The sequence below is a fragment of the Bradyrhizobium lupini genome (assembly GCF_040939785.1).
Lineage (GTDB): Bacteria > Pseudomonadota > Alphaproteobacteria > Rhizobiales > Xanthobacteraceae > Bradyrhizobium > Bradyrhizobium canariense_D.
In genome coordinates, this window is sequence record NZ_CP162553.1 from 4847223 (window position 1) to 4874213 (window position 26991).

Consider the following 26991-nt stretch of genomic DNA (forward strand, 5'->3'; position numbering starts at 1 on the left):
CGGAGGAATTCTGGATTGCTTCGTCGCTTCGCTCCTCGCAATGACGGTGGAGACGGATGGCTCGCATGGCGAGCTTCCCCTTGCGTTCGGTCGTTTATGATGTATTTTACATCATTGTGCATGCTCCAGACATCATTTATAATCTTTCATACGTGAGGCCAAGGTGATCACGTCGTTCCAGATGCGGGCAGCGCGTGCGCTGCTCGGCATTGACCAGAGGGCCTTGGCGGAGCTCGCAGGCGTTTCGCTGCCGACCATTCAGCGGATGGAGGCGAGCACCGGCAATGTCCGCGGCGTGGTCGAGACCTTGATGAAAGTGGTCGAAGCCTTTGATCGCGCCGGCGTCGAGCTGATCGGCGAACAGGCGCGCAGCGAAGGCGGCGGACGCGGCGTTCGGCTCAAGGAGCCGGGGCCGCCGCGTCGGGTGGGAGCATGATCCCGCAATGATCATGCTCGGGAGCAGTCTTAACTAACGCACCGTCGCGCCCCGATACGCGGCCGCACGATGCATCGGAGCGTTGTGGGCAGCGGAGCATTTTGCTGAAATGAGCATCACAGGCGAACACGCAGGCAAGCTGCACCAGCCTCGTCGGCCGACCTTTACCGAACTCTATCTGCCAAAGCTCGTCACCGTATGGCGCGAGGGCTATGGCTTATCGGATTTCCGTGCCGATGTGTTCGCGGGCCTCACGGTCGCGATCGTCGCGTTGCCGTTGTCGATGGCGATCGCGATCGCTTCGGGCGTGACGCCGGACCGCGGACTCTACACCGCTGTTGTCGGCGGCTTCATTGCGTCACTGCTCGGCGGCAGCCGATTCCAGATCGGCGGTCCGGCCGGCGCCTTCATTGTGCTGGTTGCGGCGACCGCCGACCGTCACGGGGTTGACGGCGTGGTCCTGGCCACGCTGATGGCGGGCCTGTTCCTGATCGCTGCGGGCTTCCTGCGGATCGGCACCTATATCAAGTTCATTCCATATCCTGTGACGGTTGGCTTCACGGCCGGCATCGCCGTCATCATCTTCGCCAGCCAGCTGCGCGATCTCGGCGGGATCACGCTCCTCGCGAAGGAGCCCAGCGAATTCGTCCCGAAACTCGTCGCGCTTGCCGGGGGCCTGCACACCGTCAATCCGTCGGCCGTCGCGGTTGCGATCGTCAGCATTGCCATCATCGCCGGCCTGCGACGCTGGCTGCCGTCCTGGCCCGGTATCCTGATCGCGGTCGTGCTCGCGGCGGTCGCATGTGCCGTGCTGTCGCTGCCGGTCGAGACCGTCGGATCGCGCTTCGGCGGCATTCCGCGGGAACTGCCCTCGCCAGCCTTGCCTGCATTCTCGCTCGCGAAGGCGACCGCCGTGCTGCCCGATGCGATCTCCTTCGCACTGCTCGCCGCCATCGAATCGCTGCTGTCGGCGGTGGTGGCCGACGGCATGACCGGACGCCGTCACCGCTCCAATTGCGAGCTGGTGGCGCAAGGTGCCGCCAATGTCGGCGCGGCGGTGTTCGGCGGCATCTGTGTCACGGGGCTGATCGCGCGCACGGCGACCAACATCCGCGCCGGCGCGCGGGGGCCGCTCGCGGGCATGCTGCATTCGGTTTTCCTGCTGCTGTTCATGCTGATCGCAGCGCCGCTCGCGAGCTACATCCCGCTGGCCGCGCTCGCCGCCGTGCTCGTCGTGGTGGCCTGGACCATGGCGGAGAAGCACGAATTCGCGACGCTCCTGCGCTCGTCATGGGGCGATGCCGTCGTGCTGCTCGCAACCTTCCTGCTCACCATCTTCCGCGATCTGACCGAGGGCATTCTGGTTGGCTTCGCGCTTGGCGCGGTCCTGTTCATCCATCGCATGGCGGAAATGACGGGCATCGAGGAACGATCGCCACTGGTGGCCGCCGATCGTCCCGATGACGATAATGGCGGGCGCGTGCCTTACGACCCCGCACTCGCGGTCGATCGCGACGTGCTGGTCTATCGCATCACCGGCGCGTTCTTCTTCGGCGCGGCCTCGGCGATCGGCAGCGTGCTCGACGGCATCGCCGACAAGCGCAAGGGTTTTGTGGTCGATTTCGCCGACGTGCCGTTCCTGGATTCGACCGCGGCCAACGTGCTCGGCCGCGTCGCCGCCAAGGCCCACCGCCAGGGCATCCGGCTGTTCATCACAGGGGCGTCGCCTGCGGTCCGCCGTGCGCTGCTCACCCATGGCGTCACGCCGCCACGCGCGCGCTATCGCGAGACCATCGCGCGTGCGGTCGCCGACATCAAGGGCGGCGCGGCGCTGCCCGCGGGTGGTGAGGCGGGCACGACCTGACGTCGAGCCTCTCCCGAGACGGCCCCGCGCGCTTGACAGCGCCTGCGGGACGCGAAATGGATCGCCTCCGAAACCACCCCAGGGGAGGACGACCGTGACCAAGGCTCCCGCAGCCTGCCTGATCGGATGGCCGGCCGCGCATTCGCGCTCGCCGCTGATCCATCGTTATTGGCTGCGCACGCTCGGGATCGAGGGCGGCTATGTCATCGAGGCGGTTCCACCCGATAATTTGCGTGACTTCGTCCTGCGGCTGTCGCTGCGCGGCTTCGTCGGCGCCAACGTCACCATCCCGCACAAGGAAGGCGTGCTCGAGCTGTCGACGCCCGATGCCCGCGCGCGAGCGGTCGGTGCGGCCAACACGCTTTGGTTTGCAGACGGCGAGCTGCGCTCGACCAACACCGACGTCGAGGGCTTTATCGGCAATCTCGATGCCAGCGCGCCCGGCTGGGACGCAGCCAGCGAGGCGCTGGTGCTCGGCGCCGGCGGCTCCTCGCGCGCCATCGTGTTCGGGTTGCTTGAACGCGGCATCAAGCGCGTCCATCTCGCCAATCGCACCGTCGGCCGGGCCGAGATGCTTGCAAGGCAGTTCGGGCCGAAGGTGCATCCTGTTGCGTGGGACGGCATCGACCATATTCTGCCGCGTGCAAAACTTCTCGTGAACACAACCTCGCTCGGCATGCACGGCCAGCCTTCACTCGACGTTGAAGTGGCGCGCCTGCCGGATGGCGCCGTGATTGCCGATCTCGTCTATGTCCCGCTGGTGACGCCGCTGCTGGCGGCCGCACAGGCGCGCGGGCTGAAGACCGCCGACGGGCTCGGCATGCTGCTGCATCAGGCGGTCCGCGGCTTCGAGCTGTGGTTCGGCCAGCGGCCGCAGGTCACGGCCGAGCTGCGTGCGCTGGTCGAGGCCGATCTCACAAAGACTTGAGAGAATAGCGCGTAATCTCCGGAGTTCTATGTCCGTGGGGACAATAGGGCGCAATCGGAGACCATCATGTCTGTTCAACGTGCAACTTTCACACGTCCGCTCATCGCCGTCGCGATGGTGGCCGTCTCGACCCTCTCGGCCCTTGCGCAAAGGGCGCCGGTGCCGACGCGCGTGCGAGGCACGATTGAAAGCGTCAATGGCGACACGATGCAGGTCAAGGCGCGCAGCGGCGAGGATGTCAAGCTGCACATCGCCTCCGACGTGAACGTGTGGGGCATTACGAAGATTTCACTTGCCGACATCAAGCCCGGCTCCTTCGTCGGCGCCACCACCGTGCCGGGACCGGACGGCGGCGCGAACGCGGTCGAGGTGCACGTGTTTCCGGAGAGCATGCGCGGCACCGGCGAGGGCTCGCGACCCTATGACCTCAAGCCCAATTCCAGCATGACCAATGCGACCGTGTCGGAGAGCGTGGTCGGCAATGACGGTCATACGCTGCTGGTCAAGTACAAGGACGGCGAGAAGAAGGTGTTCGTTGCCGACAATACGCCGGTGGTGACCTTTGTCCCCGGCGACAGATCCGATCTGAAGGCCGGCGCCAAGGTGATCGCCTTCATGAAGCAGCTGCCGGACGGCTCATTCGAAACCAACCGCGTCAGCGTCGGCCGCGACGGCCTGACGCCGCCGATGTAAATGGAGAATAGCAACATGTCGAAGAGAATCTGGATATCACGCCTCGGCGTGGCCGCGTTCGCCGCCTGCATCGTCACGTCATCCGCCCTGGCGCAGCAGACGCCGACGGTCCGCATCCGCGGCACCATCGAGAGCGTCGACGGCAACACGCTCGGCATCAAGACCCGCGAAGGAACCGACGTGAAGGTGCGCATGACCGACAACGTCGCCGTCTTCGCGGTGGTGAAGACGTCGTTGTCGGAGATCAAGGACGGCTCCTATATCGGCGTCACCGGCCTGCCCGAGCCCGACGGCACCCAGAAGGCGATCGCGGTGCACATCTTCCCCGAAAACCAGCGCGGCGCGGCCGAGGGTTTTCGTCCCTGGGACGCGCGCGCCAACTCGACCATGACCAACGCCACCGTGGCGCAGACGGTGAAGGGCACCGACGGCCAGAACATCACGGTCAAGTACAAGGACGGCGAGAAGAAAGTCGTGGTGCCGCCGGACACGCCGATCGTCACCTTCGTCGCCAGCGACAAATCCGAGCTCAAGCCCGGCGCCAAGCTGATCATTTTCGGCGCGGTGAAGAAGGACGATGGTTCGCTTGAGGCCAACCGGGTGAATGTCGGCCGCGATGGGGTGACGCCGCCGATGTGAGGGCGAACGCTGAAATCTTAGGGTGGGCAAAGGCGCGAAGCGCCGTGCCCACCCTACGATTTGCGAATTGGTGGGCACGCTTCGCTTTGCCCGCCCTACGGCACTGCCGCTGCGGTTCACATCGCGATGATATGTTCGTCGATCTCGTCAATCCTGTTGACGCCGCACAGGCCCATGGTGGTGAGCAGCTCCTTCTGGATGATGTCGATCGCCTTGGCGACGCCGGCCTGACCGCCGGCGCCAAGGCCATAGGCGTAGGCACGGCCGATCATGCAGGACTTCGCGCCGAGCGCGAGTGCGCGCATCACGTCCTGGCCGGAGCGGATGCCGCCGTCGAACATGATCTCCATCCTGTCACCGACCGCCTCGGCGATCTCGGGCAGCACCTCGATCGATGACGGCGCGCCGTCGAGCTGACGGCCGCCATGGTTCGAGACGACGAGAGCCTGCGCGCCGGTCTTGGCGGCTTCCTCGGCGTCCTCGACGTCCAGAATGCCCTTGATGATCAGCTTGCCCGGCCAGATGCTGCGGACCCACTCGACGTCCTTCCAGTTCAACGACGTGTCGAACTGCGAGGCGGTCCATTCGGCGAGGCGATTGAGGTCCTCGGTGTTCTTCACGTGGCCGGCGATGTTGCCGAAGGTACGGCGCTTGCCCCGCAGCACGCCGGAGACCCACGCGGGCTTTGTGGCGAAATCCAGAAATTTAGACATCGTCCACTCGGGGGGATCGTCATGCCGTTCTTGATGTCCTGGTGGCGCTGGCCGATGACCTGGAGATCGACGGTCAGCACCAGCGCGGAGCATTTCGCCGCGATCGCGCGCTGGATCAACTCCTTGATGAAGCCGCGGTCCTTCATCACATAGAGCTGGAACCAGAACGGCTTCTCGACATTGGCCGCGATGTCCTCGATCGAGCAGATCGACATCGTCGACTGCGTGAACGGGATACCGGCCGCTTGCGCGGCACGGCAGGCATGGATCTCGCCATCGCCATGCTGCATGCCGAGCAGGCCCACCGGCGCGAGGATCAGCGGCATGGTCGAGGGCTCGCCGAGGATCGTGGTCGCGGTGTCGCGTTTGGAGACGTCGACCAGAATGCGCTGGCGGAACTTGATCGCCTGCATGTCTTCGCGGTTGGCGCGCAGCGTTTCCTCGGCGTAGGAGCCGCGGTCGCAATAATCGAAGAACGCCTTCGGCACGCGGCGCTGATGCAGTGTGCGAAGATCGTCGATACAGGTGATGTGCTTCATGAACGTTTCCCGGCCCGTCTTGTCGGAAGAGTCCTGTATGGGAAGACTCTTGCATCGGAAGATCGAGGGGTCATCTAGCATGGTTGGATGCACAGCCAAATCGTTTGCAAATCCTTTGTGGAGAGGAGGGCGCCATGACCAGGCCGCACACCGGACCGACGCCGGAGGACATCAAGGAGAAGCATGATCTCGAGGAAGCGCTGGAGGAGGGTCTGGAAGAGACCTTTCCGGGCTCCGATCCCGTCAGTGTCACCCAGCCGGCGCCGAGCCGCGCGGACGGCCATGTGAAGCGCTCGGACTAGGTGCCGGTTCCGCCCTGTTCCAGTATCTTCAACGGAAATATAATGTTAACAAGACGTTATCGGGGCCGGGAGCCGCCCGGTTCCGTAATGATTCATCATATTTTTTGAAGCCAAGTTAGCCGTGATGGCTCTATAAGACCTCAGCAAATCAGGGATGCGGGTCCCGCTTGGGCACCCGGAGGTTGCGCTGGGGATCCCTGGTTGTTGCGTGGGGGACGATATGAGCCGCAAATATTTCGGGACGGACGGGATCCGGGGCCGCGCCAACGGACTGATCACGCCGGAGCTCGCGCTCAAGGTCGGCCAGGCCGCAGGCCTGGCGTTTCAGCGCGGTGACCACCGCCACAGGGTCGTGATCGGCAAGGACACCCGCCTGTCCGGCTACATGATCGAATACGCGATGGTCGCGGGCTTCACTTCGGTCGGCATGGACGTGCTGCTGGTCGGCCCGATGCCGACGCCGGCGGTCGCGATGCTGACCAAGTCGATGCGCGCCGATCTCGGCGTGATGATCTCTGCCTCGCATAATCTGTTCGAGGACAACGGCATCAAGCTGTTCGGGCCGCAGGGCTTCAAGCTCTCCGACGACGTCGAGAAGCAGATCGAGCAGCTGCTCGATGAGCCCATCGACAAGCGTCTCGCCCAGAGCGCCAGTCTCGGCCGCGCCCGCCGCATCGACGGCGTGCATGACCGCTACATCGAATTCGCCAAGCGCACGCTGCCGCGCGATCTGTCGCTCGACGGCCTGCGCGTCGTGGTCGATTGCGCCAATGGCGCCGCCTACAAGGTGGTGCCGGAAGCGCTATGGGAGCTGGGCGCCGACGTGATCCCGATCGGGGTCGAGCCCGACGGTTTCAACATCAACAAGGAATGCGGCTCCACCTCGCCGGAAGCGCTGTCGAAGAAGGTGCGCGAGATGCGCGCCGACATCGGTATCGCGCTCGACGGTGACGCCGATCGCGTCATCCTGGTCGACGAGCGCGGCCACATCGTCGACGGCGACCAGCTGCTCGCGGTGATCGCGCAGAGCTGGAAGGAAGACGGCCGGCTGTCGCGATCGGGCATCGTCGCCACCGTGATGTCGAACCTCGGGCTCGAGCGCTTCCTTAATGCGCAGGGGCTCGATCTCGTGCGCACGCCGGTCGGCGATCGCTACGTGCTCGAGCAGATGCTGAACGGCGGCTACAATCTCGGTGGCGAGCAGTCCGGCCACATCATCCTGTCCGACTACGCCACCACCGGCGACGGCTTCGTTGCCGCATTGCAGGTGCTTGCCGTCGTGCAGAAGCTGCGCCGGCCGGTGTCGGAAGTCTGCCACCGCTTCGATCCGTTGCCGCAGATCCTGAAGAACGTCCGTCACAAGGGCGGCAAGCCGCTTGACAATTCCGACGTCAAATCGGCGATCTCCGACGGCGAGCAGCGGCTCAACGGCCATGGCCGCCTGCTGATCCGCTCCTCCGGCACCGAGCCGGTGATCCGCGTCATGGGCGAGGGCGAGGATCGCATCCTGGTCGAGGACGTCGTCGATACCATCGTCTCGGCGCTCGGGAACGCCGCGGCCTGAACTCGCAGCCATCCTTCGAGATGCCCGCTGTCGCGGGCTCCTCAGGATGAGGTTTTGTTTCCAGGTGAAGACGTAGACCCTCAGGGTGAGGAGCCCGCCACAGGCGGGCGTCTCGAACCATGCAGGCCGCAGTTTGGCCGCGAAATCTGGCGAAGCGCATTCCAGCCATGGGCGTTTGGCGGTGGATCGGTCGCCGCGCGCATCGTAACTAGCTTGTCGCGGCAATCTGCCGCGCCCGTCGGGATGCTCCAGTGAACAAGCCTGTCGTCGTCTCAGAGGAAACACTGACGGAGCCCGTCCTCGTCAGCGACGTCGCACCCGGCGCCAAAAGTGCCGCGGGGCCGGCCTATGTCGTGCTGGCCGGCATCAGCTTCTCGCACTTCCTCAACGACACCATGCAGTCGCTGATCGCTTCGGTGTATCCGATCCTGAAGGACACCTACGCGCTCGACTTCGCGCAGATCGGCATGATCACGCTGGCCTTCCAGTTCACGGCCTCGCTGCTCCAGCCGGTGGTCGGCCACTACACCGACAAGAAGGCGCAGCCCTATTCGCTGTCGATCGGCATGGCCTCGACCTTCTTCGGTCTGTTGCTGCTCAGTGCCGCCCACCAATATCTGGTCATCCTCGTCGCCGCCGCTCTGGTCGGCCTCGGCTCGGCGGTGTTTCACCCGGAGTCGGCGCGCATCGCGCGGCTCGCCTCCGGCGGCCGTTACGGTTTTGCGCAATCGGTGTTCCAGCTCGGCGGCAGTTTTGGCACCTCGATGGGACCGGTGCTCGCCGCGCTCATCGTCGTGCCGTTCGGGCAGGGCAGCATCGCCTGGTTCTCCTCGATCGCCTTCCTCGCGATCCTCATCCTCTGGCGCATCGGCCGCTGGTACGAACCGCAGATCAAGGCGAAGAAGGCGGTGGTGGATCAAGCCCATCCCGACGCGCCGAATTCGCGTCGCGTCGTCGTTGCGCTCCTCGTGCTGGTCGCGCTGCTGTTCTCGAAGCAGCTCTACGTCTCGAGCCTGTCGAGCTACTACATCTTCTATCTGATCGACCGCTTCGGCGTATCGACGCAAGCCGCGCAGATGTATCTCTTCATTTTCCTCGCAGCGAACGCGGTCGGCGCTTTTCTCGGTGGTCCCCTGGGCGATCGCTTCGGCCGCAAGATCGTGATCTGGATCTCGATCCTGGGGGCGCTGCCGTTCACGCTGGCGCTGCCCTATGCCGGGCTCTATGCGAGCGCGGTGCTGTCCGTGCTCATCGGCCTGATCATCTCCTCGACGACGTCGTCGATCATCGTGTTCGCGCAGGAGCTGGTACCGCACCGCTTCGGCATGATCTCCGGCGTATTCTTCGGTGTCGCCTTCGGCATCGGCGGCCTGGGCGCCGCCGTGCTCGGCAAGCTCGCCGACCACACCTCGATCGCGTTCGTCTATCAGGTCTGCGCCTATCTGCCGGCGATCGGCCTGCTTGCGGTATTCCTGCCCAAGCTGCCGCGGCACGCGCGTTAACATATTCTGACTTGCTGCAACGCGGCTTCATACATCGTTAGGAAATGCGGCGACGGCGTCGCATTTGGCGCTGCATTTTTGCAACGCTCGCGACGCCCGCGCGTGCGAGTTGAGAAAAAATCAACCTTAAAAATTAGGGTTAAGTGGCGCTTAAGCATTTGCTGGCATCGTCCGGGCCGTGAGTTTCCAGAACGTGAGGCGCCGTATTGCCTCACCGGCCAAAAGGACGAAGCCAATGCGTAGCGTTAAGTCTCTCCTTGCCGCGGGTGCGGCAACCCTGATCTCCTCGATGGCGTTCGCCGCCGACATGCCGATCGCGGCGCCCCCTCCGATGTACGCGCCCCCGGCTCCGCCCGCCGACTTCGGTGGCTGGTACCTGCGCGGCGACGTCGGCATGACCAACCAGAGCGCCAAGCGCATCGACGGCGCGGTAGCGCCTGGGTTTACTAAAACGACGGAGGGGCTTGGCTTCGACTCGTCACCGCTGTTCGACCTCGGCGTCGGCTATCGCTTCAACAACTGGTTTCGCACCGACGTGATCGGCCAATACCGGGGCAAGGCCAACCTGCACGGTGCTGATAACGTCATTGGGCCGGGCTTCGTTGGCTCGGACAATTATAGCGGCAGCAAGTCGGAGTGGGTCGTCATGGCCAACGCCTATGTCGATCTCGGCACCTGGTGGTGCATCACGCCGTTCATCGGCGCCGGTGTCGGCGGCTCCTACAACAAAATTAGCGGTTTCCGTGACGACGGCGTTGCATATCTCGCCGCGCTGACCCCGACCCCGAGCGCCAGCGTCGCCTACTTCGCCGACAGCGGAAAGTGGAACCTGGCTTGGGCCGCACACGCCGGTCTCGCTTACAAGGTCAACCCCGGCTTCACGGTCGAACTGGCCTACAGCTACATGAACCTCGGCGATGCTGCGCCCGGCAACTACCGCTTGTTCGACAACAGCGCCTCGGGTCCGTCCACAATCAAGATCAAGGAGCTCACCTCGCATGACGTCAAGCTCGGCGTGCGCTGGGATCTCAACAGCCCGCCGGCCTACATGCCGCCGCTCGTCACCAAGGGCTGATCGTCAGCCTGATCGGTTAGGACTTCTTAACGGCGCGGGATCATCCCGCGCCGTTTTGCTTTGCGTATTTTTCATGGCGGGCGGCGACGAAAGCCTCCTACGCAACCATTGGTTAAGGTTAACGAGCCATGATCACGAGTGAAAGTTCGAGTTCGATGGAGTGTTCGATGCGTAGGCTTTTGTTGGCGGCGGCGATGTTGGGGACGGTCTCCGCGGCGCACGCGGCCGATCTCTCCGATCTTCCCATCCTCCGAGGTAGCTTCACCGACGGGCTGTCAAAGACGTCCCACAATTGGGACGGTTTTTATGTTGGCGGCCAGTTCGGGTTTGCCACGACCGATGTTGATTTCAGTCATGCTCCGAAGACGATGACCGACTTCATGCTTCGCAACAGCATCCTTGAGGCGCCAGTCGGCGGCTGGTCGCTGCTGCCGAGTAACCACGTGCAGTCGACCGGGTTTGGCGCCTATGTCGGCCGCAATTGGCAGCTCTACGATGCAGTGTTCGGCGTCGAGGCCAATTACAGCTACATGAAGAATATATCGAGCTCGGCAAGTGATTCCATGACACGCATTCTCGACGGTGAGACGGCGCCAACGGGCCATACCTATACCTACGTCACTTCACTCGGTGGTGGTGCTGCGCTAAAGCTGAAGGATTACGCCACCTTCCGCGGTCGGGTCGGTTGGGACGGCGGCGACTTCATGCCCTATGCCTTCGCCGGTCTGGCGATTGGGCGCGCTGAAGTTTCGCGATTCGCGACCGTGTCCTACATCAAGCATGACGACTATGACGAGTCGATTGTCCTGGGCGGTGTTACGGCGACGATCCATCGACAGGTCACGATTGACACGGGTACGTTTAACAAGACTGAGCTGCGCACCAACAGCTTCATGTATGGATGGACGGCCGGTATCGGTGTCGAGTACGCGATCTGCAACAACATCCTGGTTCGCGGCGAATGGGAGCATGTCGGCTTCTCGGACGTGAAGGACATCACTGTCGGCCTGAATAACTTCCGCGTCGGCATTGGCTACCAGTTCTGAGTCGCCCGCTTTCTGTTGACAGGTTCCTTCCGTCCTGATGCTCTGTCGCCGAATGCGCGGGGGCACCGATGCGGATCTACGGCGATAGCAATTCCGGCAATTGTCTGAAGGTGAAGTGGGTCTGCGACAAGCTCGCGGTGCTCTACGAGTGGATCGAGATCGACACCCGCAAGGGCGAGACCCGTACGCCGCAATTCCTCCAGATGAACGGTGCCGGCCAGGTGCCCACCGTCGCTTTCGACGACGGTCGCACGCTGGCGCAGTCCAATGCCATCATCCGCTATCTCGCGCGCGACAGTGCGCTCATTCCGGGCGACGCCTTCACTGCCGCCAAGATGGACGAATGGCTGTTCTGGGAACAATACAGCCACGAGCCCTATATCGCGGTGTGCCGCTTCCAGCTCGTCTATCTCGGCAAGGACGCCTCCGAGCTCGATCCTGAAAAGGTCAAGCGCGGCTACGCGGCGCTCGATCGCATGGAGCAGCATCTGGCGGCAAACCGCTTCTTCGCCGGTGATGACGTTTCGCTTGCCGACGTCTCGCTGCTTGCCTATACGCGCGTCGCGCATGAAGGCGGCTTCGATCTCGGTCGCTATGCCGCCATCCGCCGCTGGATCGGCGAAGCCGAGACCTTTCTCGGGATACCCAAGGTGCGTTAGGCGCGCTTGAGGCAGGAGTAACTTTATGAACGCCCAATCTGTCTCCATTCGTCCCGCGCGCCGCGAAGATGTTGCTGCGATCGTGACGATGCTCGCCGACGATCATCTCGGGAGCGCACGCGAGCGCGTGGAAGACCCGTTGCATGCGTCCTATTACGAGGCATTCGCGCGGGTCGAGCGCGATCAAAATATCCAGCTTGTGGTTGTCGAGAATGAGGGCAGGGTGGTCGGCTGCCTGCAGCTCGCGATCCTGCCGGGTCTCAGCTCGCAAGGCGGCTTGCGCGGTCTGCTCGAAGACGTCCGCGTCGCTTCCGATTGCCGCAGCCGCGGCATCGGCGAGCAATTGGTGCAATGGGCGGTGACGGAAGCGAAAGCGCGCGGTTGCAATCTCGTCGAACTGCTGACGCATCAGACGCGAACAGATGCGCAGCGCTTCTACAAGCGGCTTGGGTTCACGGCGAGTCACGTCGGCATGACTGTCCGCTTTTGACGCAGCACGCTATGAGCCTTGCGCGATCAGCGAAATCGGATCGCGCGTACGTTCATATTAAGAGCTGATAAACCACCGTCACGGCGTTCACGTTGGTGAAGGAACGAACGGTGCTACGGGACGTCGAAACCGGGCTCGATCGGTTCGGGGATTTCGATGACAAGCTATTCGATGATCAAGGTCGGCAACGGCTACGTCGTGCAGGCCAATGACAAATGCATTTTGAAAGTCGGCAGCCGCCGCCGCGCCGCGCAATTGATCAGCGATGCCACGGGCTTGCTGAACGCGCTGGCGGTGGTCGATTCCCCCAAGATCGCACCGGAGGCGCCATCACCCGCGCGTGAACCGCCGGAACTTCCTTGACTGGTCTTCCCGATTCCCGTATCAGCCGCGGCGGGACACCTCCCCCCAACGGGAGGCTTACTATCTGGAAGGGTAGACGATGACTGTAGCGAAGCCCGCTTCGCGGCCGAACGTGCCGCATTTTTCCTCCGGCCCCTGCGCCAAGCGCCCCGGATGGAATGCCCAAAATCTCAAGGACGCAGCGCTCGGCCGTTCGCATCGCGCGAAGGTCGGCAAGACCAAGCTCAAGCTCGCGATCGATTTGACGCGCGAAGTGCTCGAAGTGCCCGCTGATTATCGCATCGGCATCGTGCCAGCCTCCGATACCGGCGCGGTCGAGATGGCGCTGTGGTCGATGCTGGGTGCGCGGCCCGTCACCACGCTCGCCTGGGAATCCTTTGGCGAGGGCTGGGTCAGCGACATCGTCAAGGAATTGAAGCTCAAGGATGTCACCAAGCTCAACGCGGCTTACGGTGAGATCCCCGACCTCTCCAAGGTCGATCCGAAGTCCGACGTCGTCTTCACCTGGAACGGCACCACCTCGGGCGTGCGCGTGCCGAACGCCGACTGGATCAGCGCGACCCGCGAAGGCCTGACCATCTGCGACGCCACCTCGGCCGCGTTCGCGCAACCCCTCGACTGGGCCAAGCTCGACGTCGTCACCTTCTCCTGGCAGAAGGCGCTCGGCGGCGAAGCCGCGCATGGCATGCTGATCCTGTCGCCCCGCGCGGTGGAGCGGCTCGAAACCTACAAGCCGGCCTGGCCGCTGCCGAAGATTTTCCGCATGACCAAGGGCGGCAAGATCAACGAAGGCATTTTCGTCGGCGAGACCATCAACACGCCGTCGATGCTCTGCGTCGAGGATTATCTCGACGCACTGAACTGGGCCAAGTCGATCGGCGGCCTGAAGGCGTTGATCGCGCGCGCCGACGCCAACACCAAGGTGCTCGCCGACTGGAAGGCTAAGACGCCCTGGATCGACTTCCTCGCCAAGGACGCCGCAATCCGCTCCAACACTTCGGTGTGCCTGAAGTTCACCGATCCCGCGATCACCTCACTCTCCGAGGACGCGCAGGCCGAGTTCAGCAAGAAGCTGGTGGCGCTGGTCGAGAAAGAGGGCGCGGGCTACGACTTCGCCTACTATCGCGATGCGCCCGCCGGCCTGCGTATCTGGTGCGGCGCCACCGTCGAGGCCAGTGATGTCGCGCTGCTGACCCAGTGGATCGACTGGGCCTTCGCCGAGACCAAGGCCGCGCTCGCCAAGGCGGCGTAGTTTTTACCTCTCCCCGTTCTTACGGGGAGAGGTCGGGTCGCGCAGCGATCCGGGTGAGGGGCTCTCTCCGCGAGCACCTCGCCTGTGGCTGCCCCCTCACCCCGACCCTCTCCCCGTAAGAACGGGGAGAGGGAGAGCAAAGAGCTTCCGAGCAATTCCCCATTCCGGCCCTCAGGCCGATCTCCCTCTAGGGACGGCGAAGGACACATCTCCATGACCAAACCCAAAGTTCTCATTTCCGACGCGCTCTCTCCCGCTGCCGTGCAGATCTTCAAAGACCGCGGCGTCGAGGTCGACTTCCAGCCCAATCTCGGCAAGGACAAGGACAAGCTCGCCGAGATCATCGGCAATTACGACGGCCTCGCGATCCGCTCCGCGACCAAGGCGACCGCGAAGATCCTCGAGAAGGCGACCAACCTCAAGGTGATCGGCCGCGCCGGCATCGGCGTCGACAACGTCGAGATTCCTGCCGCCACGGCCAAGGGTATCATCGTGATGAACACGCCGTTCGGCAATTCGATCACGACCGCCGAGCACGCCATCACCCTGATGCTGGCGCTGGCGCGCGAGATTCCGCAGGCGGACGCTTCGACCCAGGCCGGCAAGTGGGAGAAGAACCGCTTCATGGGCGTCGAGATCACCGGCAAGGTGCTCGGAGTCGTCGGCTGCGGCAACATCGGCTCGATCGTCGCCGACCGCGCGCTCGGCCTGCGCATGAAGGTGATCGCGTTCGATCCGTTCCTGTCGCCGGAGCGCGCCAGGGACATCGGCGTCGAGAAGGTCGAGCTCGACGACCTCTTCAAGCGCGCCGACTTCATCACCCTGCACACCCCGCTCACCGAGAAGACCAGGAACATCATCGACGCAGCCGCGATCGCCAAGATGAAGAAGGGCGTGCGCCTGATCAACTGCGCCCGCGGCGGTCTCGTCGACGAGCAGGCCGTGGTCAACGCTTTGAATTCCAAGCACATCGCCGGCGCCGCTTTCGACGTCTTTGTCGAGGAGCCCGCCACCGCGAATGTGCTGTTCGGTCATCCCAACGTGATCTGCACGCCGCATCTCGGCGCGTCCACCACCGAGGCGCAGGAGAACGTCGCGCTCCAGGTTGCCGAGCAGATGTCGGATTACCTGCTCACCGGCGCGATCTCGAATGCCGTCAACTTCCCCTCGATCACGGCGGAAGAGGCGCCGAAGCTGAAGCCGTTCATCGCGCTCGCTGAAAAGCTCGGTTCGTTCGCGGGACAGCTCACCGAGAGCGGCATCCTCAAGGTCGAGATCACCTATGAGGGCCACGTGGCCGAGATGAAGATCAAGGCGATCACCTCCGCCGTGCTGTCGGGCCTGCTGCGGCCGATGCTGGGTGAGGTCAACGTCGTCTCCGCGCCCGTCGTCGCCAAGGAGCGCGGCATGGTGGTGGACGAGATCGTCCGCGCCGCCCAGAGTGACTATGAAAGCCTGATCACCGTCACCGTCACCACCGAGCGGCAGGAGCGGTCGGTCTCGGGCACGGTCTATGCCGACGGCAAGCCGCGCCTGGTCGACATCAAGGGCATCCGCGTCGACGCTGAATTTGGCAAGTCGATGATCTACGTGACCAACGAGGACAAGCCGGGTTTCATAGGCAAGTTCGCGAGCCTGCTCGGCGATGCCAAGATCAACATCGCGACCTTCCATCTTGGCCGCGTTGCGCCGGGCTCCGATGCCATCGCGCTGATCGAGGTCGACGGCGCGGTGCCGGCCGATCTGCTTGCCAAGGTGCAGGCTCTGCCGCAGGTCAAGCAGGTCAAGGCGCTGACGTTCTGATCCGCCGACATATTCCGACCCGCGGAACAACGCCGCCCTCTCGCGAGGGCGGCGTTTTTATTTCTCCCGCGACCGCCGGACATTGTGTACCAATGGCGCCGAGAAACCTCGACCGATGCTCCGGTCAAAATCGTTCGAAAGGGAGAAAACAATGCGTGAAGCCGTCATCGTTTCCTATGCACGCACGGGCCTCGCGAAATCCGGCCGCGGCGGGTTCAACATCACCCCGCCGATGTCGCTCGCGGCCCACGCCATTCACCACGCAGTCGACCGCGCCGGCGTCGAGAAGGACTATGTCGAGGATTGCTATCTCGGCAATTGCGCTCATGGCGCGCCGAACATCGGCCGCCAGGCCGCGCTGCTGGCGGGAATGCCGAAATCGACCGGGGGCGTCTCGGTGAACCGGTTCTGCTCGTCCGGTCTCCAGACCATCGCGATGGCCGCCAACTCGATCCGCTCGGACGGTTCCGACTGCATCGTCGCAGGCGGCGTCGAGAGCATCTCGATGCCGGGCGGCGGCACGCCGAAGGAATCGATCGATCCCGAACTGCTCAAGACGGCACCGGCGATCTTCATGGCGATGATTGACACCGCCGATATCGTCGCCGAGCGCTACAATCTCAGCCGTGAATATCAGGACGAGTATTCGCTGGAGTCGCAGCGCCGCATGGCCGCCGCGCAGCAGGCCGGCAAGTTCAAGGACGAGATCGTCCCGATGAAGACTAAGATGAAGGTGGTCGACAAGGCGACCAAGGCCGAGTCGATCGTCGATTACGTCGTCGACCGCGACGAGTGCAACCGGCCCGAGACCACGCTGGAAGGTCTCGCCAAGCTCGAGCCCGTCAGGGGCCCCGGCAAGTTCGTCACGGCCGGCAACGCCAGCCAGCTGTCGGACGGTGCTGCGGCCGTGGTGCTGATGGAAGCCAAGGACGCGGAGAAGCGCGGCCTCAATCCCATGGGCCGCTTCGTCGCCTGGGCGGCGGCGGGTTGCGAACCGGACGAGATGGGCATCGGCCCGATCTTTGCCGTGCCGAAGCTGTTGAAGCGTCACGGTCTGAAGATCGACGACATCGATCTCTGGGAGCTCAACGAAGCCTTCGCCAGCCAGTGTCTCTATTCGCGCGACAAGCTCGGCATCGATCCCGCCAAGTACAATGTCAACGGCGGCTCGATCGCGATCGGCCATCCGTTCGGCATGACCGGCGCGCGGCTCACCGGCCACATCCTCCAGGAAGGCAAGCGCCGCAAGGCGAAGTGGGGCGTCGTGACGATGTGCATCGGCGGCGGCCAGGGCGGCGCGGGACTGTTCGAAATCTACAGCTGAGATCGAGCCTCATGAATGCGGAAGGCACGGCGTCGCAAGCGTCGTGCCTTTTTGTTTGAGCACCAGGTCAGGCGTGTACTCTTTGGGTCACCGGTTTTGTGGGATGAAGCGGCTGAAGGATGGTAGTCTAAGACAAAGCTTGATGATGAGGGGAAGCGCGAGGACCGGGATGACGCACGCAGCGACATAACCTTCCGCCAGCGACGGCAGACCGAAGCTCGCCGCTGCCCACACGAGCGTGACGTTGCGGTTTCCGCTCACGAGACCGATGGTACCGGCGGTTTGCCACCCCAGCCTCGCGAACGTCACGGCAGCGAGGACGCACAGACCGAAATTGAACACGATCGCCGCGGCGAGCATCACGTCGAAACGCAGGGCGTTGCTGGTCCATTGCGCCCGTATGCCTTGCGAGGTGGCAAGCCCCACGATCATGAGCCCGACAACGGCGATCCCGGTGGCGGCGCTTTGATCGGGCAGAACGGGAATCACATGACGACGAAACCTCATGGCTAAGAAGGCCACCAGGCCTGCAGCGCCGATAATGCTGAAGAGCCGGATTGCCAGCCCGCCCATGTCGAATGCAATTCCAAGCCCGAGCACCGTGGCAAAACTCGGAATCGAGATCGGCGTGAGCAAGGTCAGTGCGATGGAAACGAGCAGTGCAAGACGTGGTCGCAAACCGAGCATTCCGGCGATCGCAGCGGCGCTTCCGACCGGCGGCGCCAGCAGTGAAAGCAGAACGCCGGCCCGCAGCGCAGGATCAAGCGGAGCAAAGGACAGCAGAATCGCAGCAGCGAATGGCAGCACCAGGCCAACCCAGGCAAGTACCACGCCCATCAGGAGCGGACGAATGCTGGCTTCAGAGGGGGCAAGACCCGCCGTAAGAAACGAGCCCAGCGTCAGAAGAAATGCCGAAAAAGGCAAAAGATCGTAGCCGAGATGAGCGAAGGGAGTGATCATCAGCCCTGCGCAAAGCGAGATCACCAGGAGCATAGGTCCTTGTCCGCCAAGCGTGGACAATATCCGGCCAACGTACATCTCAGCTCCTCAGGACTTGCGCATCGACGACGATGCGTCTTCAGATTTCAGTCATGTCGGCCACCATTGCGAACGTCAGAAGAATCCGGCGCTCAAATCCAGGCCGTAGGTTCGTGAGAGCACGAACACAAAGGCGCACGCTGCGCATAACAGGAGGGCGTGCTTCGCCAATTCGGCACCGATGACCGAGAGGACCGTGCGGGAAATCGTGCGTATGATTGCTGGCAATGTTGCCTCCTGGTTTTCAAATCCCATGAACCGGCTGCATGTGGCGGCCGTCAGTCGGTGTGCGAAGCGAGGATCAGGGGCGGATCACCTCGCTCGGTCGACGCGCGCTGAATGAGGATCGCGCCGATCACGTGAACGAGGCCGAATCCCAGCAGAACGAGGATCATCAGGCGCGTCTCGCCGCCTGTTCGCTTTCTGTCGTGCGATGCTGGAGATCTGGCCCGAATTGGAGACGCAGCACGGTTGTGATTGTTCACGATTGTCCTCATATGCTTTGCTGTCGCTCGTCCCGATCGCCTACGGCGCCGACGGGTTCGAAATGTAGTGGGTAACGAAATCGTCGGAGGCCAGGTTGGCTTGGCGCTCTCGGGGCGCCTTGCTCATTGCCGCGAAGGCAATCACCAGCGCCAGGAGCGAGCCATAGAAGGCGACCACTCCAAGTCTCCACATCGCAACCAATCGCTGTTCTTGATCGGACGCGAGAAACCTCTGCGATTGTCTTCCCTGCTGTGCGATGTCGGTCAATGCGACCTCCTGTTTGATGGCTGTTGTGATGCCGGCGTGCGATCAGTCGCCTCCGAAAAGGAGCGGTGCGACGGGCGGCGCCGACTGCGAAGCGGCCCTGAGTGTCGGGTGTGCAAAGGTCGTCAACGCTGCGTCGAATCCGGCGAGAACCACGAACAAGCCAACGACGATCATGATGAGGTGATGCGCGCGCACGCTGACTTCCGGATGAAATTGCTCCGCGTCGATCAACCAACCGGCATCTCGTCGCGATGCGATCTGAACCCACTGTCGTCGTCGCCGGCGTCACTCGGCCGTCACTGCAGCGTTAATATTGTTCGCTAAGGCGGCAATTCGTGTAGGATGTATATCCGTGAGCGCATCTGCTTATTTTTGAGGCGGAATGACCGAAACTGCACCCGCGCCCAGCCCAAGTTTTACTCTCGCACTTCTTGGACGTTTTGAACTGATCGGGCCGGACGGTGCCGTCAGCTTACCGAACAAGAAGCTCGCGGGATTGCTGGCCTATCTGGCCTGCACGGCACCTCAGCCTCAGCACCGCGAAAAACTCTCGACCTTGCTGTGGGGATCGCACTTCGAAGCGCAGGCGAAGCAAAACCTGCGACAGGCCCTGTTCAAGCTGCGTCAAGTTCTTGGTCAGAGTGCTCTCAGGAGTGACGGCGAATTCATTTCGTTGAATGCCGTTGTGATCACCTGCGATGTGCCGCAATTCGAGCGGCTTGTCAGAAAGGGCAGCCGTGACGCGCTGACCGCGGCGGCAGATCTCTATCGCGGGCGCCTCGTCGATGACATCGCGGTCAACGCTGAGGGCTGGAGCGAGTGGGTGGCCGGCGAACGCGAGCGGTTATCGGAGCTGGCTGTCGGCGCGATGGTAGCGCTCGGCGACCAGGAACTGTCCGACGGACGTGCCGGCGATGCCCTGCTCGCCGGCCAGCGCGCCAATGCACTCAACAGCATGCGCGAGGATGCGCACCGCCTGATCATGCGCGCGTTGTCCGCGGCCGGCCGCAACGCCGAGGCGCTCAAATATTATCAGGCCGTCGTTGCCTTTCTGAAGCAAGAGCTCGGCACCGCGCCCGATGCCACAACCAGCGCGCTGGCTGCGGAATTGCGCAAGGTCCAGGAGCAGAAGATCGTTCTGCCGGCAGCGGACCCGACGGCAGACCTTTCGCACCAGGCGGAGCACGTGTTCGGCAACGACAGGCCCTCCGTGGCGGTGCTTCCGTTCCGCAACATGGGTGATGAAACCGAACAGGACTACTTCGCCGATGGCGTCACTGCAGACATCATCACCGCTCTATCGCGCTTTCGCGAGCTGGTGGTGATCGCGGCCGGATCGTGCTTTGCCCTTCGGGACAAGGGAATGACCAGCCGGCAGATTGCGCAGCAACTCGGTGCGCAATACGTCCTGAGCGGTCATATTCGCAAGGCGGGCAACCGCATTCGCGTCTCGGCCGAGCTCACTCATACCGGAAGCGAGGCCCAGGTCTGGTCCAATCGCTACGATCGCCCCCTGGTCGACATCTTCGACCTGCAGGACGACGTCAGCAGCAGTGTTGCCGCAGTCGTCGATCCCGCCGTTCGTAGCGCCGAGATCGAACGCGCACGCCGCAAGCCGCCAACTGATCTTTCGGCCTATGATCTGTATTTGCGCGGCCTTCATCATTTATGGGGCGGCACCCGCGAAGGTATCGTCAAGGCCATCGATCTGCTTCGGCGGTCTCTGAGCCTCGATCAGGAGCGAACGGCGACGCTGGCGGCGCTGGCTTGGGGACTCGTGATGGCTCCGCCGCTCGGCGCCAACATGTCTGCGGATGCCGCGTCCGAGGCGGTCGGTCTGGCGCGCCGCGCCGTCGAGCAGGATAGTGGGGACGCTTTCGCCCACGCTGTCTATGGCTTCACGCTGTTTGGGCCCGCCGGCGACAACGATCAGGGGCGCATTCACGCCAGCGAAGCCGCAAGGCTCAATCCGAGTTCGGCTTTCGCATGGGGTGTACTCGGAATGATCGACAGCATGGGAGGCGATTATGCCAACGCACTCGCATGCCTGCATCGGTCTCTCGTCCTCAGCCCCGAGGACAGCATGCTCCATATGTGGATGACGGGATTGACCGCGTCCTACTTTGCCCTCGGGCAGTACGAGGAGGGCGTTGCCTGGGCGCGCAAGTCGGTTCGGCACAATCCGAGCAACGGCACCGGACATCGCATGCTCGCGGCCAACCTGGTCGGGGTCGGCCGGCTGGAGGAAGCCCGCGAGGTCACCCGGGTTCGCGATGCGGCACAAAAAACGACGATCCGCGATCTGCGCGCCATGCGCTTTTTCAAGCAGCACGAGGCGCTTGAACGCTACCTTTCGGCCCAGCAGATCGCCGGCGTGGCCGACTGAGCCTCAAGCGCCGAGTGCAACGAGCAGCGTGCGCACGGTCATGAAGACCAGGATGACCGAGCCGACGGTCCACAGCATTGCGCGAATGTCGTGAATTTGCCCGGTGAGATAGGCGAGAAAATGCAGCAGGCGTGAGGCAACGTAGCCGTAGAGCAGGCATTGCGCGAGAAGCAGCGACGGCTTTGTGAGAACATAAAGAAAGCCCGCGGCCAGGAAATACGGCAGGCTCTCGAGATCGTTCATCTGGATCCGGCGGATCCGCTCCACATCTTCGTTGGGAAGAAGCTGCGCCGGATCGGGTGCGGGATTCAGTGGTGTCTTCTTGATGTCCTCCGGCGAACGGTAGCCGCCCTGGGCCCTCACCATCCGGACCACGGTGAGCCACGACATCGCCACGGCCTTGAGGATGATCAAGCTGGCGGCAACGACATAGGTGGCGAAGAGGGGATCGTGAAGATTGATTCCGTCCAATTTGGTACCCCGCTCCGGCAGGGCCATACTACATGTCCGAGCGGGTTGCGCCACTACGTAAAGGCAGCCGCCAGTCCAGTCCCAGCCTGATCTCGCCTTATGCCTTCGCCAGCGCCGATCGGCCATCCGTTCGGCATGACCGGCGCGCGGCTCACCGGCCACATCCTCCAGGAGGGCAAGCGCCGCAAGGCGAAGTGGGGCGTCGTGACGATGTGCATCGGCGGCGGCCAGGGCGGCGCGGGACTGTTCGAAATCTACAGCTGAGATCGAGCCTCGTGAATGCGGAAGGCACGGCGTCGCAAGCGCCGTGCCTTTTGCTTTCTGGCGTGTGCTTGGGGATACGCCCGCGGCAACTCAACCGTTCTTCTCGGGCGCGACAGGTCGGAACACCCACTCGCGCCAGACCACCAGCAACGCCGACATGATCACCGGGCCGAGAAACAAGCCCAGAAGGCCGAAGGCAGCCAAGCCTCCGAAGATCCCGACGAACGCGAACAGAAACGGCAGCCGCGCGGAGTCGCCGACCAGGGTCGGCCAGACGAAATGATCGCCGGCCAACATGACGATCGCGCCCCAGAAGAAGACGCCCGCGGCTGCGAAGCCGCTGCCTCCGCCAGAGACCAGCACCACCGCCGCAGCGGTGAAAGCGAGCCAGGCGCCGAACGGAAGCATGGCGAAGGCCGTGGTCAATATCGTGAATACGATGGCATGCGGCACGCCCGCGACGAAATAGGCCACGCCGATCAATAATCCCTCGCCTGCGGCGACCAGCACCGTACCGTTCACGGTGCCGCGGATCGCATCGACCATTTGCTCGGCGAGACCCTCTCCCGCCTCACCGAAAAGCCGATCGCAGGTTTCCAGCACGCGGTCCGAGATCGACCGGCCGTTGCGCAGCAAGACGAACAAGGCGATCAGCGAAAAGAACAGAAGAAACAGGCGATGAAGCAGCTGTCCGCCGAACGTTCGAAACAGTTCCGATGCGTTGTCTGCGTTGACGCTTTTCAGCCATGCGGTCGCGGCTTTGGGATCGGAAAGATTGCTGCGCCACCACTGCTCGATGCTCTCTGCGGCGATCGGAAGGCGGGCGAGCCAATCAGGCACTTCGATCCCGCTCTCTCCGGCCTGTTTCATCCAGCCCACGAGCAGATCGCCTTGCTGCGCGATCTGATAGACGGCAAGCGACATCGGCGTAAACAGGATGAGGGCGACGACGAGCGTGAAGACCAGCGGGGCCAGGCTGGAGCGGCCGGAGGTCACGCGTGCCGCAAACTTGGTGTAGAGCGGCCACAGGCTGGTTGCGAGTATCGCGGCCCAGATCACTGCGGGCAGAAAGCCCGCCGCCGTCCACAACGCGAGTGCGACCAGCGCAAGGGCAAGCACGACCCGTGCGTTCATGCGCGCGCCCGCGCCGGTAGGCAGCGGCTTTCGCTCAGTCGTGGTCGGGCCGCCCTCGCTCCGCGCCGCCTCGCTCCGCTTGGGCGGACGCTGCTTCGATGCCACGGATTTCGCTCGTTCGGTCATTTGAAGTCGCTGGGTGCGGGAGCTGCAGTGTCGAACTGATCAGCAGGAGAAACGCTGGGTCCAGGCTTCAAGCCGCAACGAGGGGCTTCGGTTCCGCTCGGGAAGAAGTCGCAATGGCGCCCTTCGCGGGGCGCGGCTCGGCCGAAGCCGCCCGTGCACCGCGGGCAGGAAATCGCGTTCGCCGCTTACGCCTGCGCCAGTGCCGGTGCGAACACCACCTCGATCAGCGAGCCGGAGTTCGCCGCGCTCTTGATGTTGAAGCGGGCGCGGTTGGCTTCGACCAGGGCCTTGGTCAGCGACAAGCTCAGCGCCGAACTGTCTTCGGCGTCGCCGGGCGGCGGCGTGCGGAACGGCTCCATCGCGGCGGCGACTTCGCGCTCGCTGAGGCCGTGACCGGTGTCGCGGATGCGAAGTGCGACCTCGCCGCGGTCGGTGAGCGCGGTCGAGACGATGACCTGGCCGCCGGCGCTGGCGAGCCGGATCGAGTTCGAGATCAGGTTCATGGTGATCTGCCGCATCGCGCGCGCATCCGCGCTCACCTGCGGCAGGGCATGGCCGAGCGAGGTGCGGATGATGATGCGCTCGCGATTGGCCTGCGGCTGCATCACGACCACGCAGGCCTCGACCAGATCATTGAGGTTGAGGTTGGCGAAGTTGAGGTCGAGCTTGCCGGTCTCGATCCGCGACAGCTCGAGCAGGTCGTCGATGATGGCGATGACGCGCTCGCCGGAGGCGCGGATGTCCTTCATGTACTCGCCGTAGCGCTCGTTGCCGAGCGTGCCGAAGCGTTCCGAGATCATCACCTCCGAAAAGCCGATGATGGCGTTGAGCGGCGTGCGGATCTCGTGGCTGATCCGCGCCAGCATGTCCGCCTTGGCATTGGCCGCGCCGTCGACCAGACGTCGCACCTGCGTCAGCTCGCTCTCGCCCTGCTTGCTGTGCGAGAGGTCGCGGAACACGGCGAAGAAGTTCGGGCCGTCGGGCCGGGTGCGGCCCATGATCATCGCGAGCGGAATGACGCCGCCCTTCTTCTCGCGCCCCAGCACCTCGCGGCCGTGGTCGAGCAGGCTCGCGATGTCCTGGCTCTTGAGGTTTTCCAGATAGTCGATCACGACATGCTGGCTCTCCGGCGCGAACAGCGTCACCAGATTCTGCTGCATCAGCGTCTCGCCGTCATAGCCGAACAGCGCCTCGGCGCTGCGGTTGCAGGCGTGGATGTTGCCTTCGGCATCGAACATCACGATGCCCTCGGCCGTGGTGTCGAGGATCGCGGCGAGATCTTCCGCGGCCGCCTCGCCGGCGTCGGGCTCCGGCGCGGTGGGGAAGGTCTCGGGGACAATGGTCTCGGCGGTGACGGTCTCGGCGATGACGGGCGCAGCGGGCGCTGCCTGCGGCAGCGCGCAGATCAGCGCATGCGCGCTCTCGCCGTCCCAGTCGATCGCGTGCAGATGCGCCTCGGTGGTCGGCAGCGGCGCTTCGCCATTGGCGAGCGTCGCGCTGATCGTGACCGGCGTGCCGGCTTGCGACGTGCTGCTGGCCGCGGACACGCCGGGCTCGACATAGAGTGCATCTAGCCCGCCGGCGTTCTCAAGTGCGCTCAGGCTGGCATAGCCCATGCGCGCGAGAAACGCGGGGTTGGCGTAGAGCAGGCGGTCGAGCCGATAGATCAGGATGCCGGTCGGCAGCAGGTCGAGCAGCGCGCGGTCGCGCGGGCTGTGGCCGTGCGCGGGCGGCGCGGGCGCGGTCAGCCATTCGGCCGGCGCGTGCGGCGTCTCAGGCTCGGGCTCCGGCGTCGGCGCCTCAGGCGTGATCTCGGCATCCGGCGGCTCGGACGATGCCGCGATGGTTTCCTTGTCGCGTTCGAGGCGCTCGGACAATTGGCGGGCGAGCTCGTTGAACGCGCTGTTCTCGACCGGCGTCAGCGTCGGCGATCGCGTGTCGCCGGGCGCTCGGAACGGCAGGACATTGGGAGGCGTTTCCACTGGCGTTTCCGGATCGGTTGGATGTGAATTCGCGTCGGTTGTGGGGTCGGTCAGTTCGGCTTCAGGCGCGGGCTCAGGTGCGGGCGGCTCGATCGGCGGAGGCGGCGGCTCTGGCTCAGGCTCCGGCTCGATCACATCGGCGGACAGGCTTTGCGGCGCCGCCGGTTCGGCCAAAAGCTCAAAACGCCTGAGCGCATCGAGCCGGTTGAGGCCGTCGAGATCGCGGCAGACGCCAAATCCCCTGAAGCCCGCGAAATTGCGCTCGCCGTCATAAACCGGAAGTCCGGCAAGCTCGACCGGCAGATGCTCGCCGCCATCGGCCGGCCAGTTCACGGTGATCCCGGCCCAGGTGTCCTTGCTGGCAAGCGCCTGCGCCACGCGGCCTTCAGGGTCGAGCGCGAAGGCGTCGGCGATCTCGCGCCAGGGGCGGTCGAAGCCGGCGGCCGTGCGCGGCCCGATCAGGTGGATGAATTCGTCGGAGAGAAGCACAAAGCGGCCCTCTGCATCCACCTTCCAGAGGAAGCGCAGCGGATGCTGACGCGGTGCGGGCGGCTCTTCGTGGCCCGACGGCGGCTCGACCATGCCGGTTACGGTCGGCGCGGCCTGCGGCGACACCATGGCTTCGGCCGAGTTTTCAACCGGAGTCTTCGGTTCGACCTCGGCGCGCGCTTCGGCCGCTTGCTCGACGGCTTGCTGGATCGAGACGATCTCGGTCGCCGGCTCGCTTGCAGGCGGTTCGTGCGCGATCGTTGCTTGCGGCGCGTCGACCGGCTCGGCGAAGGCGTCGAACAGCGCGATCTCTGATGGCGCCTCGTGCGACGGCGCGGCTTGCACATCCTGCGGCACGGCGGCTGGAGCAGCGGGCGGCGCAGCCTCATGCTGAGCGATGTCTTCTCGGGCGATCTCTTCGCGCGCGACCTCTTCAGCGGCCTCGGGTTCGACCTCATCAGTCCCAGCCGCCGCCTGCTGCACGGCAGGCTCGATCAGCGCGACCAGGCCGACATCGGCCCCGCTGCCGACCCGCTGCAGCACCATCTGGCCGATGCCGATCGGCGTCTCGGCGCGGCCCTGGCGAAGCGCATCGCTGCGCGCCTGCTCGAGGCCCCCTCGGTGAGATCGCGGAAGCCGAGCAGGGTGCGGGCCGTTTCGCTGGCGCCGACGAACAGTCCGTCGGGCGCGAACGCCGCCATCGGCGTCTTGGCGCCGTCGACCAGACGAAGCAGCCGCTCGACCAGCGGCATGGTGCGCAAGCCGGGGTCCATCGCCGTGACGAGCACAGCGCGGCCGCCATCGGCGAAGTCGAGCCGGGCGCAGGCGCAGGTCATCAGCGTGCCGAGCCGCGCGCCGAAGCCGCGCAGCCGTTCGAGCCGGATCGCGCCGTTCGGAGGCAGCCGGCCGGCAAGCCGGATGATCTGGCGGCGGTGGCCGTCGGTGGGCCCGAAAATCCTGTCCGCCAGCGCCGTGGCATTGGCCGCGCCGAACAGCCTTGCCCCGACCGGATTGGCCCAGAGCACGCGCGTGCCGTCGATCGACCAGAGCCAGGCGGGCAGCGGCGAGGTCGCGTGCACGGCCAGCCGGGGATCGCCCACGCCTCGCAACTGGAAATCCGAACTCGTCATCCGACCGGCTTCGCGTCCCGCTTGTG

Annotated in this window: 22 protein-coding genes and 3 pseudogenes; 18 read left to right on the forward strand and 7 right to left on the reverse strand. The window is 64.2% G+C overall.

Annotated features, from left to right (window positions below; genetic code table 11):
* The first annotated feature begins 163 nt into the window (after positions 1–163).
* The 5 genes from AB3L03_RS22990 (at position 164) to AB3L03_RS23010 (ending at position 4560) form a co-directional block, all read left to right on the forward strand.
* Positions 164–436 (forward strand): helix-turn-helix domain-containing protein, encoded by a 273-nt coding sequence (locus AB3L03_RS22990; protein WP_007614761.1) that lies wholly within the window; start codon positions 164–166, stop codon positions 434–436.
* 109 nt (positions 437–545) lie between these two features.
* Entirely contained in the window at positions 546–2300 is a 1755-nt protein-coding gene (locus AB3L03_RS22995) for a SulP family inorganic anion transporter (RefSeq protein ID WP_018453548.1), read from the forward strand.
* Between the two features lie 94 nt (positions 2301–2394).
* A complete protein-coding gene (locus tag AB3L03_RS23000) occupies positions 2395–3228 on the forward strand; it encodes a shikimate dehydrogenase (protein ID WP_368507077.1) in 834 nt (277 codons plus the stop codon).
* A gap of 66 nt (positions 3229–3294) precedes the next feature.
* On the forward strand, positions 3295–3921 hold the full coding sequence (locus AB3L03_RS23005) for a hypothetical protein (RefSeq protein WP_368507078.1): 627 nt from the start codon (positions 3295–3297) through the stop codon (positions 3919–3921).
* A 15-nt stretch (positions 3922–3936) separates the two neighbouring features.
* Positions 3937–4560, forward strand: coding sequence for a hypothetical protein (locus AB3L03_RS23010; protein WP_204512353.1), 624 nt, complete (start codon positions 3937–3939; stop codon positions 4558–4560).
* A gap of 116 nt (positions 4561–4676) precedes the next feature.
* Here the strand turns inward: AB3L03_RS23010 and AB3L03_RS23015 are convergent.
* A pseudogene (locus AB3L03_RS23015) lies at positions 4677–5893 on the reverse strand (L-lactate dehydrogenase).
* Positions 5894–5946: 53 nt separating this feature from the next.
* Between AB3L03_RS23015 and AB3L03_RS23020 the strand changes: the two are divergent.
* The 11 genes from AB3L03_RS23020 (at position 5947) to AB3L03_RS23070 (ending at position 17192) form a co-directional block, all read left to right on the forward strand.
* Complete coding sequence (locus tag AB3L03_RS23020) at positions 5947–6114, forward strand: hypothetical protein (protein ID WP_368507079.1); 168 nt, start codon at positions 5947–5949, stop codon at positions 6112–6114.
* Positions 6115–6334: 220 nt separating this feature from the next.
* A complete protein-coding gene (gene glmM / locus AB3L03_RS23025) occupies positions 6335–7678 on the forward strand; it encodes a phosphoglucosamine mutase (protein ID WP_018453554.1) in 1344 nt (447 codons plus the stop codon).
* A 251-nt stretch (positions 7679–7929) separates the two neighbouring features.
* A complete protein-coding gene (locus tag AB3L03_RS23030; protein WP_247296232.1) occupies positions 7930–9180 on the forward strand; it encodes an MFS transporter in 1251 nt (416 codons plus the stop codon).
* 235 nt (positions 9181–9415) lie between these two features.
* Positions 9416–10255: an outer membrane protein gene (locus AB3L03_RS23035; RefSeq protein WP_204512350.1), complete on the forward strand. Its 840-nt coding sequence runs from the start codon at positions 9416–9418 to the stop codon at positions 10253–10255.
* Positions 10256–10422: 167 nt separating this feature from the next.
* Positions 10423–11301, forward strand: a complete 879-nt coding sequence (locus AB3L03_RS23040) for an outer membrane protein (RefSeq protein WP_231190258.1) — start codon at positions 10423–10425, stop codon at positions 11299–11301.
* 68 nt (positions 11302–11369) lie between these two features.
* Entirely contained in the window at positions 11370–11960 is a 591-nt protein-coding gene (locus AB3L03_RS23045; RefSeq protein WP_085348793.1) for a glutathione S-transferase family protein, read from the forward strand.
* Between the two features lie 25 nt (positions 11961–11985).
* Positions 11986–12450: a GNAT family N-acetyltransferase gene (locus AB3L03_RS23050; protein WP_368507080.1), complete on the forward strand. Its 465-nt coding sequence runs from the start codon at positions 11986–11988 to the stop codon at positions 12448–12450.
* A 171-nt stretch (positions 12451–12621) separates the two neighbouring features.
* Positions 12622–12813 carry a hypothetical protein gene (locus AB3L03_RS23055; RefSeq protein ID WP_368507081.1) on the forward strand — a complete coding sequence of 64 codons (192 nt, stop codon included), beginning with the start codon at positions 12622–12624 and terminating at the stop codon, positions 12811–12813.
* A gap of 79 nt (positions 12814–12892) precedes the next feature.
* Positions 12893–14065 (forward strand): phosphoserine transaminase, encoded by a 1173-nt coding sequence (locus AB3L03_RS23060; RefSeq protein WP_085348790.1) that lies wholly within the window; start codon positions 12893–12895, stop codon positions 14063–14065.
* A 213-nt stretch (positions 14066–14278) separates the two neighbouring features.
* Positions 14279–15868 carry a phosphoglycerate dehydrogenase gene (gene serA / locus AB3L03_RS23065; RefSeq protein WP_247337608.1) on the forward strand — a complete coding sequence of 530 codons (1590 nt, stop codon included), beginning with the start codon at positions 14279–14281 and terminating at the stop codon, positions 15866–15868.
* Positions 15869–16019: 151 nt separating this feature from the next.
* Entirely contained in the window at positions 16020–17192 is a 1173-nt protein-coding gene (locus AB3L03_RS23070) for an acetyl-CoA C-acyltransferase (RefSeq protein WP_007596708.1), read from the forward strand.
* Positions 17193–17279: 87 nt separating this feature from the next.
* Here the strand turns inward: AB3L03_RS23070 and AB3L03_RS23075 are convergent, their stop codons facing one another.
* The 3 genes from AB3L03_RS23075 to AB3L03_RS23085 all read right to left on the reverse strand — a co-directional run bounded on the left by AB3L03_RS23075 (position 17280) and on the right by AB3L03_RS23085 (position 19214).
* Positions 17280–18185, reverse strand: a complete 906-nt coding sequence (locus AB3L03_RS23075) for a hypothetical protein (RefSeq protein ID WP_368507082.1) — start codon at positions 18183–18185, stop codon at positions 17280–17282.
* Between the two features lie 570 nt (positions 18186–18755).
* Positions 18756–18983 (reverse strand): hypothetical protein, encoded by a 228-nt coding sequence (locus AB3L03_RS23080; protein ID WP_368507083.1) that lies wholly within the window; start codon positions 18981–18983, stop codon positions 18756–18758.
* Between the two features lie 42 nt (positions 18984–19025).
* Positions 19026–19214 (reverse strand): hypothetical protein, encoded by a 189-nt coding sequence (locus AB3L03_RS23085; protein WP_018453567.1) that lies wholly within the window; start codon positions 19212–19214, stop codon positions 19026–19028.
* A gap of 151 nt (positions 19215–19365) precedes the next feature.
* Here AB3L03_RS23085 and AB3L03_RS23090 point away from each other — a divergent pair, with 151 nt between their 5' ends.
* On the forward strand, positions 19366–21369 hold the full coding sequence (locus tag AB3L03_RS23090; protein ID WP_368507084.1) for a BTAD domain-containing putative transcriptional regulator: 2004 nt from the start codon (positions 19366–19368) through the stop codon (positions 21367–21369).
* 3 nt (positions 21370–21372) lie between these two features.
* Here the strand turns inward: AB3L03_RS23090 and AB3L03_RS23095 are convergent, their stop codons facing one another.
* Complete coding sequence (locus AB3L03_RS23095; RefSeq protein ID WP_143273320.1) at positions 21373–21867, reverse strand: MAPEG family protein; 495 nt, start codon at positions 21865–21867, stop codon at positions 21373–21375.
* Positions 21868–21957: 90 nt separating this feature from the next.
* Between AB3L03_RS23095 and AB3L03_RS23100 the strand changes: the two are divergent.
* Positions 21958–22104: pseudogene (locus tag AB3L03_RS23100) on the forward strand (acetyl-CoA C-acyltransferase); the annotation flags it as partial.
* Between the two features lie 90 nt (positions 22105–22194).
* Here AB3L03_RS23100 and AB3L03_RS23105 read toward each other — a convergent pair.
* Positions 22195–23364, reverse strand: coding sequence for an AI-2E family transporter (locus AB3L03_RS23105; protein WP_018453571.1), 1170 nt, complete (start codon positions 23362–23364; stop codon positions 22195–22197).
* Positions 23365–23549: 185 nt separating this feature from the next.
* Positions 23550–26965 (reverse strand): annotated as a pseudogene (locus AB3L03_RS23110) (PAS domain-containing protein).
* Between the last annotated feature and the right edge of the window lie 26 nt (positions 26966–26991).